The organism is Nonomuraea endophytica (assembly GCF_014203235.1).
In the GTDB taxonomy this organism is placed as follows: Bacteria; Actinomycetota; Actinomycetes; order Streptosporangiales; family Streptosporangiaceae; genus Nonomuraea; species Nonomuraea endophytica.
This window is the reverse complement of the sequence record NZ_JACHIN010000020.1, coordinates 1-20,030: the sequence shown is the minus strand read 5'-3', so window position 1 is coordinate 20,030 and position 20,030 is coordinate 1. Positions and strand designations below refer to the sequence as shown.

Annotated in this window: 16 protein-coding genes; 6 read left to right on the top strand and 10 right to left on the bottom strand. The window is 70.9% G+C overall.

Annotated elements, in window-relative coordinates; all coding sequences use genetic code 11:
• Position 1: 1 nt before the first annotated feature.
• Genes HNR40_RS46560 through HNR40_RS46535 form a run of 6 tightly spaced genes read right to left on the bottom strand, consistent with a single transcriptional unit; the run spans position 2 to position 6,373 of the window.
• Positions 2-1,330 carry a carboxylesterase/lipase family protein gene (locus tag HNR40_RS46560; RefSeq protein ID WP_221341667.1) on the bottom strand — a complete coding sequence of 443 codons (1,329 nt, stop codon included), beginning with the start codon at positions 1,328-1,330 and terminating at the stop codon, positions 2-4.
• Positions 1,327-2,616, bottom strand: coding sequence for a M28 family metallopeptidase (locus HNR40_RS46555; RefSeq protein WP_184973455.1), 1,290 nt, complete (start codon positions 2,614-2,616; stop codon positions 1,327-1,329). The genes HNR40_RS46560 and HNR40_RS46555 overlap by 4 nt, the downstream gene beginning before the upstream one ends.
• Positions 2,613-3,413: a carbohydrate ABC transporter permease gene (locus HNR40_RS46550; protein WP_184973453.1), complete on the bottom strand. Its 801-nt coding sequence runs from the start codon at positions 3,411-3,413 to the stop codon at positions 2,613-2,615. The genes HNR40_RS46555 and HNR40_RS46550 overlap by 4 nt, the downstream gene beginning before the upstream one ends.
• Positions 3,410-4,273 carry a carbohydrate ABC transporter permease gene (locus tag HNR40_RS46545; RefSeq protein WP_184973451.1) on the bottom strand — a complete coding sequence of 288 codons (864 nt, stop codon included), beginning with the start codon at positions 4,271-4,273 and terminating at the stop codon, positions 3,410-3,412. The genes HNR40_RS46550 and HNR40_RS46545 overlap by 4 nt, the downstream gene beginning before the upstream one ends.
• Positions 4,270-5,502, bottom strand: coding sequence for an ABC transporter substrate-binding protein (locus HNR40_RS46540; RefSeq protein ID WP_184973449.1), 1,233 nt, complete (start codon positions 5,500-5,502; stop codon positions 4,270-4,272). Before HNR40_RS46540 ends, HNR40_RS46545 begins: the two co-directional genes overlap by 4 nt.
• A gap of 10 nt (positions 5,503-5,512) precedes the next feature.
• Positions 5,513-6,373, bottom strand: coding sequence for a poly(ethylene terephthalate) hydrolase family protein (locus tag HNR40_RS46535; protein ID WP_184973711.1), 861 nt, complete (start codon positions 6,371-6,373; stop codon positions 5,513-5,515).
• Positions 6,374-6,439: 66 nt separating this feature from the next.
• Between HNR40_RS46535 and HNR40_RS46530 the strand changes: the two genes are divergently transcribed.
• Entirely contained in the window at positions 6,440-7,096 is a 657-nt protein-coding gene (locus HNR40_RS46530) for a TetR/AcrR family transcriptional regulator (RefSeq protein WP_184973447.1), read from the top strand.
• Here the strand turns inward: HNR40_RS46530 and HNR40_RS46525 are convergent.
• The 3 genes from HNR40_RS46525 to HNR40_RS46515 form a co-directional block, all read right to left on the bottom strand.
• The gene (locus tag HNR40_RS46525; RefSeq protein ID WP_221341666.1) at positions 7,083-8,951 is read right to left on the bottom strand and encodes a hypothetical protein; all 1,869 of its coding nucleotides are present in this window, start codon (positions 8,949-8,951) and stop codon (positions 7,083-7,085) included. The two genes, HNR40_RS46530 and HNR40_RS46525, sit on opposite strands and share 14 nt — an antisense overlap.
• A 20-nt stretch (positions 8,952-8,971) precedes the next feature.
• Positions 8,972-10,555: a zinc-binding metallopeptidase family protein gene (locus tag HNR40_RS46520; protein WP_184973443.1), complete on the bottom strand. Its 1,584-nt coding sequence runs from the start codon at positions 10,553-10,555 to the stop codon at positions 8,972-8,974.
• 101 nt (positions 10,556-10,656) lie between these two features.
• Positions 10,657-11,667 (bottom strand): LacI family DNA-binding transcriptional regulator, encoded by a 1,011-nt coding sequence (locus HNR40_RS46515; protein ID WP_184973442.1) that lies wholly within the window; start codon positions 11,665-11,667, stop codon positions 10,657-10,659.
• Between the two features lie 158 nt (positions 11,668-11,825).
• On the opposite strand from HNR40_RS46515, the gene HNR40_RS46510 reads away from it, so the two are divergent.
• The 5 genes from HNR40_RS46510 to HNR40_RS46490 all read left to right on the top strand — a co-directional run bounded on the left by HNR40_RS46510 (position 11,826) and on the right by HNR40_RS46490 (position 18,355).
• On the top strand, positions 11,826-13,115 hold the full coding sequence (locus tag HNR40_RS46510) for an ABC transporter substrate-binding protein (RefSeq protein ID WP_184973440.1): 1,290 nt from the start codon (positions 11,826-11,828) through the stop codon (positions 13,113-13,115).
• The gene (locus HNR40_RS46505) at positions 13,115-13,963 is read left to right on the top strand and encodes a carbohydrate ABC transporter permease (protein WP_246510649.1); all 849 of its coding nucleotides are present in this window, start codon (positions 13,115-13,117) and stop codon (positions 13,961-13,963) included. The genes HNR40_RS46510 and HNR40_RS46505 overlap by 1 nt, the downstream gene beginning before the upstream one ends.
• Positions 13,960-14,778: a carbohydrate ABC transporter permease gene (locus tag HNR40_RS46500; protein ID WP_184973436.1), complete on the top strand. Its 819-nt coding sequence runs from the start codon at positions 13,960-13,962 to the stop codon at positions 14,776-14,778. Before HNR40_RS46505 ends, HNR40_RS46500 begins: the two co-directional genes overlap by 4 nt.
• A complete protein-coding gene (locus HNR40_RS46495) occupies positions 14,775-15,764 on the top strand; it encodes a serine hydrolase domain-containing protein (protein WP_184973434.1) in 990 nt (329 codons plus the stop codon). The genes HNR40_RS46500 and HNR40_RS46495 overlap by 4 nt, the downstream gene beginning before the upstream one ends.
• Before the next feature lie 92 nt (positions 15,765-15,856).
• Positions 15,857-18,355: a family 78 glycoside hydrolase catalytic domain gene (locus HNR40_RS46490; protein WP_184973432.1), complete on the top strand. Its 2,499-nt coding sequence runs from the start codon at positions 15,857-15,859 to the stop codon at positions 18,353-18,355.
• Positions 18,356-18,359: 4 nt separating this feature from the next.
• Here HNR40_RS46490 and HNR40_RS46485 read toward each other — a convergent pair whose 3' ends face one another.
• Positions 18,360-19,673, bottom strand: coding sequence for a hypothetical protein (locus HNR40_RS46485; protein ID WP_184973430.1), 1,314 nt, complete (start codon positions 19,671-19,673; stop codon positions 18,360-18,362).
• Positions 19,674-20,030: the final 357 nt, after the last annotated feature.

The following is a 20,030-nucleotide window of genomic DNA, read 5'->3' as shown; positions in this document are numbered from 1 at the left end:
GTCAGAACCTCCGTAGATGATCAAGTGGCCAGCCTGGATCGCCGGTGCGGGCGAAGCGGACCCACGCGGCGTGCATCGCGTCGGCCAGGTCCTGCGGCGCGTCCGGCCCCGCGGTGCGCTCGACGCCGGGCGCGTCGAGCACGTCGAAGACGAAGGGCAGGTCGAGGTTGTGCACCGCGCCCACGCGGCCGCCGCCGACCGGGCTCTCGACCGGCGACTCCCACCGGAACTCGTAGGCGTAGGCGGGCCTGGCCTCGCGGATCCAGCGGGTCTCGCGGGTGAACAGGTGCTGGGTGAAGGCGCGTCCGACGCGCTCGGCGGGGGTGAGGCCGGGCTCGTCGATCTGGACGCCGAGGTGGTCGAGCAGAGCCCGCGCCGATGCCTCGTCGACGTCGGCGGCCATGCGGCGGACGAACACGTCGGCCTCCTGCGAGGTGCAGCCGACGAGCAGCGGAACGTGAGCGGTCGCGCCCAGGGCGGCCAGCGGGACGGCCGGGATCAGGTCGCCGTCGATCACCGGCTTGATCGGCACCGACGCGTTCAGCCCGCCGGAGTCGCCGGCCAGCGGCGGCGGCTGTTCGGCGACGAGCTCCGAAGGCGACAGCCGGGCGAAGGCGGATCTGGTCGGCTCGATTCCGAGCCGGGTGGCGAGTTCCTTGGCGTAGTCGCGTGCCTCCTGCTCGGTGGCGACCAGACTGGCCGAGCCACTCATCACGATCGCGCGCCGGAACAGCCCTTCCGCGCGGGGCATCGTCAGCAGGGTGGCCACCGCGGCGGCGCCCGCCGACTGGCCGGCGATCGTCACGTTGCCCGGGTCACCGCCGAAGGCCGCGATGTTGTCGCGCACCCACTCCAGCGCGGCCAGCCAGTCCAGGACGCCCCGGTTGAGCGGGGCGTCCTCCAGGGCCAGGAAGCCCTCGAAGCCGAGCCGGTAGTTGATCGCCACGCAGACGACGCCGTCGCGGGCGAAGCGGTGACCCTGGTGCCAGGCCGCGCCGTTGCCGCCGATGGAGAACGCGCCGCCGTGGATCCAGACCAGGACGGGCAGACCCGCTCCATCGAGCGAGGGGGTGCGGATGTCGAGGTTGAGACAGTCCTCGCCGGTCTCGAAGACGTCGGGCGCGTACAGGCCGATGTCCTCTCCGGCCGCCTGCGGGGCGGCGGGGCCGTGGGTGACGGCCGGCCGTACACCCTGCCAGGGAGGGGTGGGGGCGGGCGCGCCGAAGCGGTGCTCGCCGAAGGGCGGGGCCGCGTACGGCACGCCGAGGAAGGCCAGAACGCCCTCCTCGGCCTTGCCCTTGACCAGCCCGGCGGTGGTTCGCACGATCATGCCCGGCGCCATCCGGCGGTCCCTTCGACGATTCTGATCGCCGCCCTGGTGAGCGGCTCAAGGCCGGCCTCGTGCACCTTGTCGAGGGTGTCGGCCGAGTCGAACAGGTACATGGGAGCCGACAGGAAGTGCACGAGCGGCACCCCCTCCGGGTGGAAGAAGGCCCCGTCGGTGGGCGGCATCGGGGAGAACACGTCCGGCGGCAGCACGTACGAACGTTTCAAGTCCTCCGCGACCAGGGCGCTCGCCACCAGGCTCTCCAGCTCCGGCTTCCTGGTGGTGAACCACCAGCCGGGTTCGGGGTCGTCGGTGGGCATCAGCTCGCCGTCCACGACCACGCACCGCCGGGCGGCGTGCTCCAGGTGAAGCTGCAGGACGACGTCGCCCAGCAGGTCGCGGTGGGTCTCGATGAAGGCCCGGGTGCCCGCGGCGTGCGCCATGTGACCTGCGGTCAGCAGGAAGATCAGGTTGTGCGGCCGGTCCCGCTCGGGCACGCCGGCCCAGTGCCGGGCGGCGGCCAGCACCAGCGCGATCCCCGTGGCGTCCTCGACGGCGGAGGCCCAGGGCGCGTCGTGGTGCGAGCCGATGATCACCCACTGGTCGGAGCGGCCGGGGAGGGTGCCGAGCACGTTGTGCGAGACGGCCGGGCCGGTCTCCGACTCGACGGTGAGCGTGCCGGTGCAGGGGCCCTCGTCGACCAGGTCGAGCACCCGGCGCGCGTCGCCGCCCGACAGCCAGACGGCCGGAATGTCGCGGTGCACGGCGTCGTAGGGCACGTAGTAGTCGCGCGTCTCCCACGGCACGCCGGTCAGCGCTCCGGCGAAGGCGGCGGCGCCGCCGTCCATGACGCCCTGGATGACGTCGAGATAGTCGAGCTGGAACGGCAGCGTCTGGACCAGCTCGTCGAAGACGCCCTCGGGGTCGTGCACGGCCGTCGCCAGCTCCCTGACCAACGACTGCGGCAGTTCGGTGAAGGTGTACTCGGGCACCACGATCGCGCCCGGCACGACCTCACGACTGACCGGCGCGCTCACGACCGCCTTCGGTGTGGTGTACGGCAGCGCCGACGCCGCCACCCGCACGACCTTCGACGGATCGGCGTCCAGGCGCACCTCCAAGGAGGCGGAGACCGGCCGCCAGACGGGCAGTTCGACCGGCTCCAGCCGTACGTCATGCAGCCCGAACTCCGTGAAGCGCTTGGCGGCCCACGCGGCGGTCCAGTCGTCGGCCGGGTAGCCGGGACGCCTGATGCCCCGCGAAACGATCGTTTCAATCCAGTCCATCATCGTTTCAGCCCTCCGAAGGTCAGCCCCGCCACGTAGTAGCGCTGCAGCGCCACCATCAGGATGAACGGTGGCACGGCGGTGACCAGCGCCGCGGTGGTGGTCAGGTGATAGGTGACGCCGACCTCGCTCTGGAAGTTGGCCAGCCCCACCGGCAACGGCCACAGCTCCTGCTCGTTGGCCACGATCAGGGGCCACAGCAGGTTGTCCCACTGCGCCAGGAAGTGCACCAGGAACAGCGTGATGAGCGCGGGCTTGAGCAGCGGCACGGCGATGCGGGCGAAGATGCGGAACTCCCCCGCGCCGTCGACCCGGGCGGCCAGCAGCAGCTCCTTCGGGATGCCGAGGGCGAACTGCCGCACCAGGAAGACGCCGAACGCGCTGATCATGCCGGGCACCATCATGCCCTGGAAGGTGTTGACCCAGCCGAACTCCTTGACGATGAGGAAGACGGGGATGACCAGCACCATCGGGGTGAGCGCGAGCGTGCCGACCACCAGCGCGAACAGGACGCGGCGGCCGGGGAAGGACAGCTGGGCCATCGCGTATCCGGCGGCGGCCGAGAAGATCACGTCCAGGAGGCCGGTGCCGACGCACAGGATGAGGCTGTTGCGCAGGTAGATGGGCAGGTTGCCCTCGCCGAACAGCACCCCGATGTTGTCGGGCAGGTGGAAGCCGTTGAAGACCAGCCCGCGCAGGTCGGTGTCGTCGGGCGCCGAGGCGACGACGAGCATGACGTACACCGGCAACAGCATCGTCCCGACCGCGGCGATCAGCCAGGCGGCGCGCAGGATCCTCATTCGTCGCCGCCCTTCAGGAACCCGAACTGCAGCGCCGAGACGATCACCATGGCGACGAGCAGCACCATGCCCATCGCGGCGGCGTAGCCCATGTGCTCGTAGGGGAAGGCGTTGGCCCAGATGTAGTACGGCAGGACCTGGGTGGCGTCGGCGGGCCCGCCGCCGGTGAGCAGGAACGCGGGCACGAACGCCTGCATCGATCCGGCCACCGAGATGACCAGGACGAACAGCAGGGTCCTGCGCAGCAGCGGGATCGTGATCCGGGTGAACGTGGTCACCGCTCCCGAGCCGTCGATGGCGGCGGCCTCGTACACCTCGCCGGGCAGCGCCTGCAGCCCTGCGGTCAGGATGATCACGAACAGGCCCATGCTCTTCCAGACGACCATCACGACCAGGGCCCAGATGGCCAGGTCGGAGCTGGTCAGCCAGGACTGCGGCTCGACCCCGACCAGGCCGAGGAGGGTATTGGCCAGGCCGCGGTCGGAGTAGATGATCACCCAGACCATGGACGTGGCGGCCAGCGGCATCACGGCCGGGATCATGACGAGCGCCCTGAGCCAGCGGTTGAGCCGTCCCGGCTTGCTCAGCGGCACGGCCACCAGCAGGGCCAGCACGATCGTCGGGACGACCGTGCAGACCGTGTAGACGACGGTGATCCACGCCGAGTTGAGGAAGCCGGGGTCGGCGAACATGCGCTCGTAGTTGGCGAGGCCGATCCAGTTGGGTGTCCCGGCCATCTCGTAGTCGGTGAAGCTGAGATAGATGGCGGCCAGGAACGGGACGAGCCAGAACACGACGAAGAAGACGGCCACCGGGAGGGTCAGCGCGACACCCGCCGTGGCCTGGGGCCGGGTTCTCATTGGATCAGTCGCACGGTGGAGTCGAAGGTCGCCGCGGCCTGGTCCGGGGTCGACTTGCCGTGGGCGACGGAGTCGACGGCGCCGGCCGCGGCCTTCGCCAGTTCGAGGGTGCCGGGGATGATCGGGCCGAAGTCGACGTGCGGGAGGCTGTCGGCGACGATCTTCATGATCTCCGACTTGCCGCGCGGGCCTGCCTCGCGCCAGCCCTTGGTCGGGATGATGATGCCGTTGTCGAGGTTGGCGGTCACCGACGGGGCGCCCTGCATGTAGTTGACGAAGTGCCAGGAGGTGAACTGGTTGGGCGAGTCCTTGGCCACGCCCCAGCCCCAGGTGTAGGCGGGGACGACGGACTGGCCGCCGGCCCAGGTGGGCATGGGGGCGACGCCGTACTGCTTGCCGAAGGTGAGTTTGTCCTTGCCCAGCTTCTCCAGGGCGGGGCCGAGGAAGGCGCCGCTGACGACCATGGCCGCCTCGCCGGAGTAGAACAGGCCGAGCGCGCCCAGCGGGTTGGAGAGCTTGGGGTTGCCCATCCCCGACATGTACGTCAGGGCGTTAATGCCGTGTTCGGTGGCGAGCGACGGGAACTTGCCGCCCTGGCCCTGGATGAGGGCGGTGAGCATCATGAGCGCCCACTGCGGGTCGCCGTAGAGCCACTGCAGGCCGACGCGTTTGCGGTCCTTCGAGGTGAGCTTCGCGCTGTACTCGGCGACCTCTTCCCAGGTGGACGGGGGCTTGTCGGGGTCGAGCCCGGCCTCCTTGAACCGGTCCTTGCGGTAGTAGAGCATGCAGGGGTTGAAGTCGATGGGCACGCCGTAGGGCACGTTCTGGTAGGTGAGCGGGGCGGTCGTGCCCGGCTCGTAGTTCTGCAGCGGGAGCGCCTTGGTGTCGACGGGCGCGAGCCGCTTCTTCTTGGCGTGCGCGGGGAAGCTCCAGTGGCCGATCTTGAAGACGTCGGGCGGGGTGCCGCCGCTGAAGGCGGTCAGCAGTTTGGCGTCGAGCTGGCCCACGGGCAGGTAGAGCAGCCTCACGTCGATCTGGAAGTCGGCCATGTAGCGGTGCACGAGCTCCTGGAACTGCCGGCCGGTGTCCTGCGAGCCGTGCAGCCAGACGTTGACCGTGCCCTGCGGCTTGCCGTCCGCGGCCTGCTGCCGAGGCTGGTCATCGCCGCATCCGGCGAGCAGGGTGAGCGCGCCGGCGGCGAGTAGCCCACGCCGCGTCAGATCCGCCATCGTGGTTCTCCTAGGTGAGGTTCTTGAGCGCCTGGTTCTGCCAGGCGGTGTTGGTGGGGAGCTCGGGGGTGCCGCCGGCGAACGCCCCGCGGGCCTGGGTGTCGGCCTGGAGGCGGTATCTCAGCCAGGCGGTCAGGTAGCCGAGGAAGGCGCCGCCGGTGTTCTGGATGTCGTTGTGGCCCGCGCCCTTGAGCAGTGCCTTGCCCGCTCCGGCGGGGGCCTGGTCGTAGTAGCCCTGGACGGTCGCGGCCGAGGAGATCAGCCAGTCGTTCGCACCGCTGAGGAAGAGCACCGGGCAGGTAAGGTCGGCGACGGAGAACTCGTCTCCCGGGCTGGCCATCCACTGCGCGGGCACGGCGATCGGCACGACGGTCTTGATCAGCCCGGCGGAGTCGTTGGCCGCGTTGATGGAGCCGCCCGCGCCCTGGGAGTGGCCGACGGCGGCGACCTGGGCGGTGTTCAGCTTGCCGTGGAAGACGCTGGCGGGGTCGGTGTTGAGGCCGACGAGGTGCTGGGCGGCGGCGAGGATCTCGGCGCCGGTGCCCGTGGTCGTGTCGGTGGAGGCGACGACCGCGAAGCCCCACGAGGCGAGGTGGTTGAGCAGTCCCGGGTAGTTGTCGGGGGTGGCCCAGGAGCCGTTGCCCCAGGTGACGATCGGGTGGGTGGCGCCGCCGGAGCCCAGGGTCGAGGGGTAGTAGAGCCGGTGACCGCCCGAGGTGCCGGTGGCGACCGGCCACGGGCCCGCTGCCTTGTAAATCGTTTCGATGGCGGAGGCGGCGTTGGCCTCGGTGGTCGTCCACGACAGGAATCCGGCCGACATGAGGCCGAGCGCCCCTGCCCGCAACGCCTGCCGGCGGGTGAAGTTTTCCATGGTCACCTCGTAGATTATTTGGAGACGTGAACGTCTCCCAACAGAGGGAAGTACGATCGGTGAGCGATGTCAAGAGATGAACAGAAGGAAGTTCCGGCGGCCCGTCCACTCCCCCGGGGGCGGCACGGACTCTCCCCCGACACGGTGCGCAACTCCCAGCGGGACCGCCTCGTGGAGGCCATGCTGAGGCTCGTCGCCAGGCGTGGATACGCCGCCACGAGCGTGCCGGACGTGATCGCCGCCGCGCGGGTCTCGCGCAACGCCTTCTACGCCCAGTTCGCCGACAAGGAGGCGTGCTTCCTCGCCGTGTGCGAGCGCGACCTGCCCCAGATGATCGACTCGATCTACACGGCCGCGGAGGAGGCGGGCGACCGCTGGAGCGAGGCGCTCCGGCTGGGGATGAACGCCTACCTGCGGTGGTGGCAGGAGCGCCCGGAATACGCGCAGGCGTACTTCGTGGAGTTGCCGAGGGCGGGTGAGCGGGCCGTCGAGCAGCGCGAGGCCGCCTACCGGCCCTTCCTCGACATGCTGGAGGCGCTGGCCGCGCGGGCCAGGCAGGAGGATCCCTCGCTGCCGCCGCTGCGCGCCGCGGTGCCCCGCCTGATCGTCTACGGGACCACCGAGTTCATCGCCTCGGAGGTGCGCGCGGGCCGCGTCGCCACGCTGACGTCGTCGGCCGGCGACCTCTACCACTCCACGGTCGTCCTGCTCACAGCATCGTGACCACCCCTTCCGCCTGAACCCGCCAGCCTTCCGGGAAGCACTCCGACGCCGCCATGTGGGCGACGGCGGCCAGCAGGCCACCGTTGCCCGGCAGGTAGAGGGGCAGCAGATCGGGCCACTGGTGGTTGTGGCCGCTGGCCAGGTAGGTGTTCTTCGGGGCGTCCATCAGCAGCGCGTCCACGGCGGTGCCGGGCTCGCCGAGCCGGGCCGCGCACATGGCGAGCATCGGATAGTCCCAGCCCCAGGTGCTGTCCAGGTCCCAGTCGGCCAGCACGTCGTGCAGGGTGGCCCGCATGGTCTCGGGGTCGATCAGCGGAGTGGGCGGCACGAACCCGAGCGCGCCGGTCATCGAGGGGTGGTCGGTCCTGATCGTGTACGGCTCCACGCCGATCGCCGCGTAGACGCCGTCGCGGACCGGCGGCCGGGCCAGGCCGTCCATGACCCGCGCCCACTCCGGGTCGGGCCCGAGCCCGAGCAGGCCCCGCCACCGCTGGGCCGTCTCCAGCCCCCACCACCAATACGCCAGCTCGAACGTGGGATCGCGCACCACCCGCCGCGCCTCGAAGTACGACTCCTGCGCCGGGACCAGCGGCGGACCCAGATGCCCGCCGCCCGCGAAGGAGGCCATGAACTCGGCCGTCTCGAACACCAGGTCCTTGTACTCCTCCAGCGCCCCCGGGCGGGCCCGGCGGAGCAGCTCGGCGAAGTAGATCAGGTGCGGCTGCTGCCAGACGATGAAGGCGCCGATCTCGCTCGGGCTCTCCCTGCCCTCCGGCCCCACCTGCTTGGGCCAGCGGGCGCCGCGGAACCCCTGCCGGGCGGCCGTGGCCCTGGCCATCGGCAGGATCTCGCGATACCAGGGCAGGCTGCGCTCCAGCAGTTCCGGCCTGCCCCACAGGGCGAAGTGGGCGCCGTGCCACCAGTGCATCTCCAGATGGAACTTGCCGCTCCAGGAGTTGACCGCCAGCCCGGTCTCCTGCGGCGGCATCGAGCCCGCGCAGTTGACCGCGGTGAGGTACTGCGAGAGCACGACCCGGCGTTCGAGCTCGGGCGCCCGAGGGTCGGCGCTGCCCTCGAAGCTCACCGCTCCCCCGCTGGTCCAGAACCTCTCCCAGTGCTCCTCGGCGGCGGCGCGTACCTCGGAGAAGGACGGGAGGGCGCCGCCGACGGGACGCGGGGAGAACTCGACGACGAGCTCCTCGCTCCGGATCAGGTAGACGTGAGGTCCTGGCGAGGTGAGCCGCGCCGGGCCCGCCCACTCGGCGGCCACGTGGTAGCGGTCCTCGTCCAGGATCCGGACGAAGTCGCAGCGGGAGCCGTTCCGCGTGTAGGTGGTGGTGTGTCTGTCTGGTTTGTCCCAGTCGGCGGTGGTGTGCCAGCCGTCGCTGGCGTAGGGGAAGGCGATCCTGATCACCGCGCCGCCCACGACGCGGACGGCCAGCAGGTCCCGCTCCGGGTGACAGACCGTCTCCACCTCGTACGGCAGGCCGCCCAGCTCGAACGAGCTGGACAACAGGCCGGTCCACAGGTCGAGCGTCTGAGCAGAACGGCCCAGCGTGTCACCCTCACGGACGTCCAGGCCGATCCGCCCGAGATGCAGGCGGTGCGGGTTCACGTGCAGCCAGCCGCCCGCCTCGGTGGCCGGATAAAGGTCCGGATAACCGACGCCGTCGTAGTCGGTGAGCGCGTCCTCCGGCACGTGGCCCTTGGGGTTGGGCATCGTGTGCCAGCCCCACTGCGCCTGCGTGCCCAGCGGCGCGAAGGTCTGCAGCCCGGTGGCGTCGGCGGTGAAGGCGAACTCCCCGTTGCCCACCGTGAGCGGACACCCGGCGTCGGCGATGGTGTGCCGACGCACGAGCGTCCTCCTGTCCATGCTCACGCACACCCCGGCGTGCCGGAGGCGCGCTGCTGGCGCATGGCGGTCACGTCGCCCGCCACCGCCGACTGCGCCATCGGGCCGAGGTCGAGCACGACGTCGGTGAAGGCGAGCGACGCCTTGCGCATCGCCGGGATGTCGAGCGCCTCGGCGCCGAACTGCGGCGAGAACAGCGTCTTGGGCGCGGCGATCGGCGAGATGACGGGCAGCAGGTGCTGGTTGTACGGCGTGCCTTCGCCACCGAAGCCGCAGTGGTGCGGAACCGTGCCGAGGTCGGCCGCGGACAGGCCCTTGAGGACGGCGGTGCGCTTCACGTCCCAGTACTGGATGTGACCCTTGACCAGCTCACGCAGCGGCGTGCTCTCGCTGACCGGGACCATCAGCAGCTCGGTGAGGTTGGGGCTGGCGACGAGCTGCTTGCCCGGCAGGCCGTTCGGCCTGGCGACGGCGTCGTAGCGCTTGGCGCCGAGGTGCTCCAGCACGACGACGGAGGAGACCCCGCCCTGGTCGTACTCGGCGTCGAGCTGGGCGGCGAGCTGGCCGGCGCCGCCCTCGCGCACGTTGGGGCCGGTCAGGTGCTGGTAGAGGTGGCCGGTCACGAACGCGAACTGCACGGTGCGCGGACGGCACTCCACCGGCAGCGTCGACAGGTAGCGGGCCATCTCGATCATGGTGAGCGGGCCGTTGTCCCACACCGGGCTCATGCCGTCGGTGTGGCTCTCCACCACGATCTTCTGTGCGCTTCCGCCGGGCAGCGTCGCGAGCAGGGTGCGGGTGGTCGTCGGCGTCCAGGCGGCGTTCACGGTCAGCTTGGCCTGGACCGGCTGCCCGGCGGCCAGCGCGTCCTTGATCTGCTTGCCCTGGTCGGCGCCGACGTACGCGCCGGGCAGGCCGTACGGCAGGCCCTCGTAGGGCGCGTACATGCCCTGGATCTGGGCGTGCGGGAGCTGGCTGACCTCGATCACGCCCAGCGCGCCGGCGGCGGCGGCCGCCTTGAGGTCGGCGTCGGCCGCGGCCGGGGCCTCCATCGACTCCGAGCCGAGCAGGTTGATCGTCATGCCCGGGTCGTACATCGAGTAGCCGAGGCCGAGCGGATAGAAGAGCAGGTTGGGCACGTTGGTCCAGGGCAGGTCCCGGACGACGATCTTCCCGGCGGCGTTGGCCGCGGTGATGTTCGTGCCCGCGGCCAGGTGGACGAGCGGCGCCGTGACGCCGCCGGCGCCGGTGGAGGAGGAGAACGGCACGGGGGCCGCGACCTGCACGGCCGTGCCGCCGACGGTCAGGCCGGTGCCGAGGCTGTCCCAGCGGTCGATGTTGTAGGGCAGGGAGGAGAACTGGAGGCCGGGGATGGCCGCCATCTCGTCCTCCAGCCAGTCGACGTAGTCGGCGTGCGCGGAGGAGCCGGTCGGCCTGGGGCCGTATGTCTCCTGCTGTTCGGCCAGGGTGTTCAGGCGGGCTTCGGAGGCGAACGCGGCGGGGTCGACCCTGACCGGGCAGGCCAGGGCGGCTGACGTCTGGGCGTTGGCCGGTTGCGCCGGCGCGACCAGCGGGAGGAGAAGGGCGAGGAGAGCGAGTCGTCTCACGTGGGGGGTCCTTCCATTGAATCGTTTTAACGCACGGCATGTGACGGCCGGAACGTTTTTATGCGTGGGCCGCGGCAGTCCCCCGACATGCGGCCCGGTTCTCAGGGTCGAGGCCGCCCGGTGGTTCCGCGGACGATCAGCGTGGGTGACACCGACGAGGTCACCGAACGTGTGCGTCCCTCGATGCGTTCGACGAGCAGGCGCGCGGCGGTCGCCCCGATCACGTGCCCGTCCTGGTCGACGCTGGTGAGCGAGATGCGCTTCAGCGAGGCGATGCCGATGTTGTCGTAACCGGCGACGGAGAGGTCCTCCGGCACCGACAGCCCCGCCTCGTCGGCGGCGCGCAGCACGCCGAGCGCCGCGATGTCGGCCCCGGCGAAGATCGCCGTGGGCCGGTCGGCGCGGGCGAGCAGCTCCCGCGCGCCCTCGAAGCCGCCCACCTCGGTGAAGGAGGTGGCCAGCACGTCGTCGGCCAGTCCGTGGGCGCGCATCGCCTGGCGGTAGCCTTCGGCGCGCACCGTGTGCGGCAGTCCCTGGGCGCGGGCCCGCTCCAGGTGGGTGATGTGCGAGATCCGGGTGTGCCCGAGCCCGACCAGGTGGTCGACCACGAGCCTGGCTCCCATCACGTCGTCGTCGACGACCGCGTCGTAGGCCGCGGCGCCGCCGTGCCTGCCCACCACGACGACCGGGGTGGCCGTCGCGATGGCGGTGAGCTCGGCGTCCGTCATGACCGGCGAGATCAGGATGAGCCCGTCCATGCTCCGGTCGATCATGGCGTCGGTCATCCTGGCCTGCGTCTTGGGCTCGATCCCGCCGGGGCCGAGCAGCACCTGGTACTCGGTGTCGCCCAGCCGGTCGGTGACGCCCTCGATGATGTCGGGGAAGAACGGGTTGCGGGTGTCGGAGAGCATGACGCCGAGGGTGTAGGTGCGTCCGCGCAGGGCGCGGGCCGCGGCGTGCGGGCGGTAGCCCAGCTCGTCGATGGCCTGCGTCACCTTGGCCTGCATCTCCGCGCTCACGCCGTAGGCCCCGCGCACCACCTTGGACACGGCGGCCGTGGAAACCCCGGCCCGCCTGGCCACATCGGCGATCGTCACCCGTCCGCTCGTCACACGCCGTCCTTCGTCGATTCTTCGTAGAACGATTTCTAAAACCGGAGGCTAGCTCTCCACCGCTACTCAGGTCTACCTCTTGACGGGCGATTCTCTCATGCCCTACCAATGGAGAACGTTCTACACGAAGACCATCCAACATGAACAGGAGGGCGGGCGTGAGAGCACCATCCCGTCTGCTCGGCGCGGCACTCGGCGCCGTCCTCGCCCTGTCACTCTCCGGCTGCGGGTCGTCCGCGCCGGAGGGGACCGGTCAGGTCAAACTGACCCTCTGGCACAACAGCGCGGACCCGGCGCCGCTGCTGGAGATGTACAAGAAGTTCGAGAAGCAGTCCGGCCACAAGATCGAGCTCGTGTCGATCCCGTCCGACGGCTTCGAGGACACCACCCAGACCAAGTGGGCCACCGGCGAACGCCCGGACATCCTGGAGTACCACGCCACGGTGAGCGGTCTGCTCGCGCTCAACCCGGCCCAGAACCTGCGCGACCTGACCGGCGAGTCGTACATCGCCAGGTCCGGCGACCTCTACCAGGCCGCCGGTTCCGTCAACGGCAAGGTCTACGCCGCCATCACCGGCTTCCCCCAGGTCTTCGGCCTCTACTACAACAAGAAGGTCTTCACCAAGGCCGGGCTGACCCCGCCCGCGAACTTCACCGAGCTCGCCGCCGCCTGCCCCAAGCTCAAGGCCGCCGGGGTCACGCCGGTCTTCGAGTCGGGCGGGTCGATCTGGCCGGTGCAGATCCTGCCCATCCTCTACCTGGCGGGCGCCAACCAGTCCAACGCGTACGGCAAGGCCATCGCCGGACACAGCAGCACGCTGGCCGACGCCGGCTCCCCCTTCGTCTCCGGCCTGACCGCCTACGCCAAGCTGAAGTCCGACGGCTGCTTCAACAAGGACATCGTCACCGCCAAGTTCGAGGACTCGATGAAGGCCCTGGTGACCGGCGAGGCCGCCATGGTCGCCCAGCACTCCGACATGCTCCCGGCCCTCCTCGCGGCCGCGGGCGGCGACCAGAAGACCGTGGACGAGTCCGTCGGCTTCGTCGGCCTGTCGAGCGACAAGCCGCTGGTGACCTACGCGCCCGGCCCGATCGGAACGTTTTACCTGCCCAAGACCGGTGACGCGGCACGCGAGAAGGCGTCGCTCGACTTCGTCCGCTTCATGACCGGCCCGGCCTACGCCGAGTACATCACCGCGTCCAAGACCTTCCCCGTGTTCAAGGACGTGCCCGACCCGCAGGGCGTCTCGTCCGTGCTGCAGGACGTCAAGAAGGCGTACGACACCGGCGCGGTCATCGCCTTCAACTCCGACATCCCCGGCATGGGCGGGCTGGCCCAGCTCATGTCCGAGCTGATCGCCGGGCAGAAGGATCCGCAGAAGGCGGCGACGCAGCTGCAGGGCCAGGTCGAGCAGGCGGCCAAGGCGGCAGGGCTGCCCGGATGGTGATGCGGAACAGGGCGGCCTGGCTGCCATGGGCCCTCCCGGCGATCGTGCTGGTCATGGTCTTCTTCGTCGCCCCGTTCCTGCTCAACGTCAGGTTCGCGTTCTCCTCCTGGACGAGCTTCCGCGCCGAGATCACCTGGAACGGGCTGGAGAACTTCAGCACGCTGATCGACCAGGACCTACTGGCCAACGCGGTCACCGTGACCGTGGTGTACGCGATCCTGTGCATGGCGATCCAGAACACGGTCAGCCTCTCGCTGGCCCTGGCCCTGCAGCGGACCAGCCGGATCAACACCATCTTCCGCTCGGCGTTCTTCCTGCCGACGCTCATCTCGCCGCTGGCCGCCGGATACATCTGGCGCGGGCTGCTCGCCCCCGACGGGGCGGTCAACTCCTTCCTCGGCCTGGAGTGGGCCTGGCTGGGTGAACCGGCCACCGCGCTGGTGGTGGTCGCGTTCATCGACGCGTGGAAGTGGAGCGGGCTGATCACCCTCGTCTACATCGCGGGACTCAACTCCATCCCGAAGTCGCTGCTGGAGTCGGCGACCGTCGACGGGGCCGGGCCGTGGACCCGGTTCCGCCGGGTGGTGTTCCCGATGCTCGCCCCGGCGCTGACCTTCAACGTCGCGGTCACGCTGGTGGGCGCGCTGAGCGCGTACGACGTGATCGCGGCGACCACCGGCGGCGGGCCCGGCGACCACACGCGGGCGCTGAACGTGGTGATGCGCCAGCAGTGGGGGCAGGGCTTCTTCGGCTCGGCCAGCGCGCTCGGGTTCACCGTGACGCTGCTGGTGATCGCCACCGCCGTGCCGCTGGTGTGGTGGCTGCGGCGCAGGGAGGTGACGGGATGAAGGCCTTGGTGAAGTACGCGGCGCTGACGCTCTTCGCGATCCCGTGGGTGATCGTGCCCATCTGGCTCGTGGTCGTCAACTCGTTCAAACCCGCGGGCGAGGCCGCCGAGCTGGGCCTCGGCCTGCCCAGGACGTGGGCGATCGCCGAGAACTACGGCATCGTGCTCGACCGGGGCGGCTACCTGATGGGGCTGGTCAACAGCCTCAAGGTGACCGTGCCGATCGTGGTGGCCGTGGTGCTCCTCGGCGCTGCGGCGGCGTGGGCGTTCGGGCGCAGCCGGTCGCGGTGGCTGCAGGCGGCGTACTTCGTGATGGGGTTGTCGATCCTGCTGCCGCCGTCGATCATCCCGACCGTCTACCTGCTGCGCGCGCTGTCGCTGGACGGCGGCTCGCTCGGCTACGTGCTGACGATGACCGGCTGCCGCCTGGGCATCGTGATCTTCCTGGCGACCGGGTTCGTCCGGGCGTTCCCCCGCGACCTGGAGGACGCCGCGGCCATCGACGGCGCCTCCCGCCCGCAGGTCTTCGTCCGCGTGCTGCTGCCCCTGCTGCGGCCCGTGCTGTTCGTCGGCGGCGTGATCCTGATCATCAACGTCTGGAACGATTTCTTCTTCGCCCTCTTCCTGCTCCAGGGCAGCGCGAACGCCACGCTGCCGCTGAGCCTGTTCCAGTTCGCCTCCGGCACCTTGCAGAGCCTGAACTGGAACCTCGTCTTCGCCCACGTCCTGCTCACCACGCTGCCGCTCGTGGCGGTGTACGTCGTCGCGCAGAAGCGCGTCCTGGCCGGTCTTACGGAAGGTGCACTCAAGGGATGACCACTCACGACTTCGCGCTCGACTGGGTCAGGCGCGAGATCAAGGCGGGGCGGCTACCGTGCGCGGTGTTCGGCGCCGCCACCTCCGACGGGATCCAGGTGCTGGAGGCGTTCGGCGAGCACGACGGCCGCGAGACCAGGACCGACGACCACTTCGCGCTGTTCTCGGTGACGAAGCCGCTGACGGGGCTGGCCGCCCTGCGCCAGGTCGAGCGCGGGTTGCTGTCGCTGCGCCGCCCGCTGCGTGACGTGCTGCCGAACTTCGCGCGGCCCGACGTGACGCTGTGGCACCTGCTCACCCACACCAGCGGCATCGCCGAGCAGACGCTGACGCCGGACAGCCTGGTGGAGCACCTCGTCACCGCGCCGTCGATGTTCGAGGCGGGCACGCTCAGCCAGTACTGCAACCTGGGCTTCGCCGGGATCGCGGAGATGGTCCGCGACGTCACCGGCCGCGACCTGGCCGACGTGATCGACTCCGACCTGAACGCGCTGGTGCCGGGCGGCGGGCGGATCACGTTCGACCCGGCGTGCGACCCGGCTGAGGTCCACGGCATCGAGCTGCTCGGGCCCGGCTTCGACTTCGACAAGTTCGTACGGCTCCGCCACCCCGCGGGCGCGTTGTTCTCCCGCGCCGAAGACCTCCTGGCGCTGGGCGGGGCGCTGCTGCGCGGCGACCGCGAGCTGATCCACCCGACCACCCTGGCCGCCATGACGACCCCGCAGACGACGGGCCTGGTCAAGCTGCAGCCCGACCCGGTCAACGCCGGACAGGACTGGGGCCTCACCTGGAACCTGCGCAACGCGGCTCCCGGGCTGCTGGAGCGGCGGCTGTACGGGCACGGCGGCGCCTCGGGGTGCCAGTGGTGGATGTACCCGGAGCAGGACGCCTGCTTCGTCCTGCTGATCAACGTGATGGCGCCGAGCCTGTCCGGCGTCGACGTCGACAATCTGCACAACGCCTTCACGACTGGGCTGGATGCGTGAACCAGAACTCGGGGGTTCGGGTCTCGGGCGCGCAGACGCCCTACATCCGTCCGGCTCCGCCCGGGTCGCGGGCGGGTCTGACGTGTGGCCTGGTGGATCCGGTGGGTGTGGAGGAGCCCCGGCTCTCGTGGGACACCCGGCTGCCCGAGGCGGCCGCGGTCACCGTGTCCGCCGGCGAGCGCGAGGTGTGGCGGTCCGTCCTGTCCGCCGGGTCACATCTCGTGGACGTGCCCGATGGGCTGCTGGAACCGCTCATGCCGTACACCTGGCAGGTCGAAGGACACGCGACCGGCGCGTTCACCACGGGCCTGCGGGGAGAGTGGACCGCTCCGTGGCTGGCGGGAGACCCGCGAGCGGCCGTGAGCCTGCGCGGGTCCTTCACCAGGCCGTCCGGGCGCGCGTGGCTGGCCGTCACCGCGCTCGGCCTCTACCGGGCGCTGCTCAACGGGGTACGGCTCGGCGATGAGGAACTGGCTCCCGGCTGGACCGACTACGGCCACCGGACGCGCTACCGGCTGCTGGAGCTGACGGAGCTGCTCGTACCCGGTGAGAACGAGCTGGAGCTGTGGCTGGCTCCCGGCTGGTACGCGGGTCACGTGGCCGGCGGCGGCCCGCGCCGCTACGGCGACCGGCCCGCCGCCAGCGCCCAGGTGCTCGTGCGGGACTCCGGCGGGGTTCGCCGCGTGGCCGCCACGGACACCACCTGGACCGTGCGTGATCTCGGTCGTCCACGGGCCGACCTGGTGATGGGCGAGACCGTCCAGGCGCCTTCGCCGCACGTCACCACCGCCTCGGAGATCCCGGCCCCCGAGATCCTGGTGGAGGCCGACCCCGCTCCCCCGGTGCGGGTGATCGGCACGGTGGCCGCCGTGTCCGTGACCGAGCCCGTGCCGGGCGTCCAGGTGGCCGACTTCGGGCGTAACGTCGTCGGGCGGGTACGGCTACGCGTCGACGCACCCGGCCCGGTGCGGATCGTGGTCCGGCACGGGGAGGAGCTGACCGCGACCGGGCGGCTCTACACCGACAACCTGCGCACCGCGGACCAGCGTGACGAGTTCGACCTCGGCCCCGGCTCACATGTCGCGGAGCCCGCGTTCACTCTGCATGGATTCCGCTACGCGGAGGTCACCGGCTGGCCGGGCACGCTGACGCCGGACGACCTGGAGGCGGTGCTGCTGTCCTCGGCGCTCACCGTCACCGGCTCGCTGACCGTGAGCGATCCCGCCGTCCGGCAGCTCGTCGCCAACATCGGCGCGTCGGCGGACGGCAACCTGGTGAGCGTGCCGACCGACTGCCCGCAGCGCGACGAGCGGGCCGGGTGGACGGCCGACATCTCGGTGTTCGGCTCGACGCTCAGCTTCCTGCGGTACACGCAGGCGTTCCTGTCCGGCTGGGTGACGACGCTGATCGACGGGCAGCGGGCCGACGGCGCGGTCCCGCACGTCGCGCCGGTCCTGCCCGAGTACGGATACGACTCCCCCGTATGGTCGGACGCGCTGGTCGAGGTGCCGTGGCTGCTGTGGCGCCGCTATGGCGACGACCGCACGCTGCGCCGCGCGTACGACCCGATGCGCCGGTGGGCCGACTACTGCCTGGCCCAGGCCGAAGGGGGCATCAGACCCGGCAGAGCCCTGGGCGACTGGCTGGCCCCCGGCACGGTCGAGACGCCCAAGAGCCTCATCGCCACCGCAGCCCTGGCCCGCAGCCTCCGCCTGGTCGCGCACGTGGCCGACGTGCTCGGCGAACCGCACGCGCCGGAGTACGGCGAGGCGTTCACCCGCGTGTCCGGCGCCTTCCAGCAGGCCTTCCTCAACGGGCCGAAGCTGCACACAGAAACGCAGACCGGCTACGCCGTCGCCCTCGCCTGGGACCTGGTCCCGCCCGAGGACCGCGCCGCGTCGGCGCAGGCCCTGGCCGAGCTGGTACGCGCCGACGGGCACCGGCTCATGACCGGCTTCGTCGGCACCCCCCTGCTGCTGCCCGTAATGTCGGAGACCGGCCACCACGACCTGGCGTGCCGGATCTTCAACCAGGAGGGCTACCCGTCCTGGCGCTACCAGCTCCGCGCCGGGGCGACGACCATGTGGGAGCGCTGGGACGCCTGGCACCACCGGCACGGCCTGCAGACGCCGGCCATGAACTCCTTCAACCACTACGCCTACGGCTGCGTGGGCGACTGGCTGTTCCGGCACGTGGCGGGCCTGGGCGACGACCCGCGCGGGACGGGCGGCGGCTTCGGTGAGTTGCTGCTGCGCCCCGGCCCCGTCCCGCTGCTGCGCGAGGCGCACGCCCGTTACGAGAGCGCGTCGGGGACGGTCGAGTCGGGCTGGCGGGCCGGGCCCGACGGGGTCCAGTTCACGTTCGCCGTCCCGGAGGGCGTGACCGCCCGCGCGGTGCTGCCCGTGCGCGGCGCCTGGGACGGGATGACCGTCAACGGCACCTTCCTGATGGGACTCAACGAGCAGCTGCCGACCACCCGCCTGGCCGACGGGGGCTGCGCCCTGAACCTGCCGCCGGGCCGCTGGTCGTTCACGGCCCCCGCGGCGGCCACGGCCCACCTGCTCCAGGAGTGGGACGACCTGGGCCGGTGACCGGTCAAGCCGCGACGCCCAGGGGTTGACCGCCCCGCAGCACCGCGAGCCCGGCCGCGACGCAGACCAGCGGGATTGCCGGGACGACGTAGCGCACGTCGAAACCGGCGGTGAAGAGCGGGGCCAGGATGAGCGCGGTCGCCGCCAGGGCGGGCAGCAGGGCGTCGTGGCGGCGCCGTATCAGCGCTGTGGCCAGGGTGCCGGCGAGCAGTGCGAGCAGCAGCGGGATCGGCAGGTAGCCGAAGCGCTGGTAGACGCGGAGCAGGCCGGCGTACGGCTCGGCGATGCGCGGCTTGACCGGTTCGCCCTCGTAGGCGGCGGCCGCACTGTCCTTGAGCGGCCGTGGCTCGAACGGGAACCAGTACGGGTTGGTCTTCCTGACGGCGACGCTTCTGTCGGTGGTGCGTTCCCAGCGCAGCAGCCAGCGCATGTCCTTGCCGACCGCCGCGAGGTAGGCGCCGGGCTGGGCGGCGAGTGCCGTACGGGCGAACTGCCCGGCCAGGGCGTTCCTGTCCGCGCCCGGCACCTTGTACAGGGGCGAGGCGGGCTGCCACAGCCAGAACGGCGCCGCAGGCCGCTCGCCGACGGGCTGGCCGGGGCACAGGACCACCAGCCGGGGCTCGGGCTTGATCACCGAGCAGTCGGCGAAGCTCATGGTGCGCGACCAGAGGAAGATGCCCTCGGACTTGGTCAGTCCGAAGGTGCCGCTGGTGGCCGCCATCCAGCAGGCGTACGCGATGAGTGGGGCGGCGGCGGCGAGCAGGTGCGGGATGACGGCGTGCCGGCCGCGCCACAGCAGATAGGCGGCGGTGAGGAGCAGGACGACCGCGCCGATCGTCCTGGTGAGCGTGGCCAGCGCGAGCAGCAGTCCGGCGCAGGCCCCCGACGCGGGCGTGATCCGGCGCAGCAGCACCAGGATCGCGCCCGTGGCCAGCACGGTGAACAGGGCGTCCGCCATGATCATGTGCTCCAGCAGGATCAGGAACTCGTCGTAGAGCAGGGGCGTGACCGCCAGCGTCGCGCCCCAGCCGGGCAGGCCGTGCCGGCGCAGCAGCGCGTAGGCCGCTACCGCCAGGCCCAGGCCGAGCAGGTGCTGGACGGCCGTGACCAGCGCCAGGCTCTGCCCCGGGCTTAACGCCGCCAGGAACAAGGAGTATCCGAGCGGCCGGAACGTTCCAGGTACGGGTTCGGCCGCGGACCTGAGATAGGTGAAGGAGTCCGCCCAGAAGAACAGCGCTGGCGGGTAGCCGTGTATCGCCAGTCCCCGCAGGGCGATGGCAGGCACCAGCGCCACCAGAAACGGGATATGTCTGGACATGGGCAGCAGCAAGCTCGGCACGAGGCTCCTTGGGGGTTGCCGGAGCAAGCCTTCCGGCGGACTCCTGGGCGACATGGCCGACTACGGCGGGTCTCGCCGCCTTCAGCCGGGTGCGACTTGCGCAAATCCAGGTCAGTTGTACCCCAGCCGAACCTGGAGTCACAACCCTCAAGGGAACACAGTTTCGAAAAAGCTGTCGAAAATGGGCCTTATGGTCGATCCAGAACTAACGGCCGCAGGCGGCTCCCGCCTGCGGCCGCCATCAGGACCAGTTGGGTGCGAGGAAGATCAGCCAGGTGAGCAGGGGGGCGATGGCGATCATGCTGAAGCCCCAGCGCATGAGGCCGCGGAAGACGT

What these genes read in the sequence shown, in the direction of transcription:
- HNR40_RS46560 (WP_221341667.1), bottom strand. Translation starts at nt 1,330, where the DNA reads ATGATCGTGCGAACCACCGCCGGGCTGGTCAAGGGCAAGGCCGAGGAG.
- HNR40_RS46555 (WP_184973455.1), bottom strand. Translation starts at nt 2,616, where the DNA reads ATGATGGACTGGATTGAAACGATCGTTTCGCGGGGCATCAGGCGTCCC.
- HNR40_RS46550 (WP_184973453.1), bottom strand. Translation starts at nt 3,413, where the DNA reads ATGAGGATCCTGCGCGCCGCCTGGCTGATCGCCGCGGTCGGGACGATG.
- HNR40_RS46545 (WP_184973451.1), bottom strand. Translation starts at nt 4,273, where the DNA reads ATGAGAACCCGGCCCCAGGCCACGGCGGGTGTCGCGCTGACCCTCCCG.
- HNR40_RS46540 (WP_184973449.1), bottom strand. Translation starts at nt 5,502, where the DNA reads ATGGCGGATCTGACGCGGCGTGGGCTACTCGCCGCCGGCGCGCTCACC.
- HNR40_RS46535 (WP_184973711.1), bottom strand. Translation starts at nt 6,373, where the DNA reads ATGGAAAACTTCACCCGCCGGCAGGCGTTGCGGGCAGGGGCGCTCGGC.
- HNR40_RS46530 (WP_184973447.1), top strand. Translation starts at nt 6,440, where the DNA reads ATGTCAAGAGATGAACAGAAGGAAGTTCCGGCGGCCCGTCCACTCCCC.
- HNR40_RS46505 (WP_246510649.1), top strand. Translation starts at nt 13,115, where the DNA reads ATGCGGAACAGGGCGGCCTGGCTGCCATGGGCCCTCCCGGCGATCGTG.
- HNR40_RS46500 (WP_184973436.1), top strand. Translation starts at nt 13,960, where the DNA reads ATGAAGGCCTTGGTGAAGTACGCGGCGCTGACGCTCTTCGCGATCCCG.
- HNR40_RS46495 (WP_184973434.1), top strand. Translation starts at nt 14,775, where the DNA reads ATGACCACTCACGACTTCGCGCTCGACTGGGTCAGGCGCGAGATCAAG.
- HNR40_RS46485 (WP_184973430.1), bottom strand. Translation starts at nt 19,673, where the DNA reads ATGTCCAGACATATCCCGTTTCTGGTGGCGCTGGTGCCTGCCATCGCC.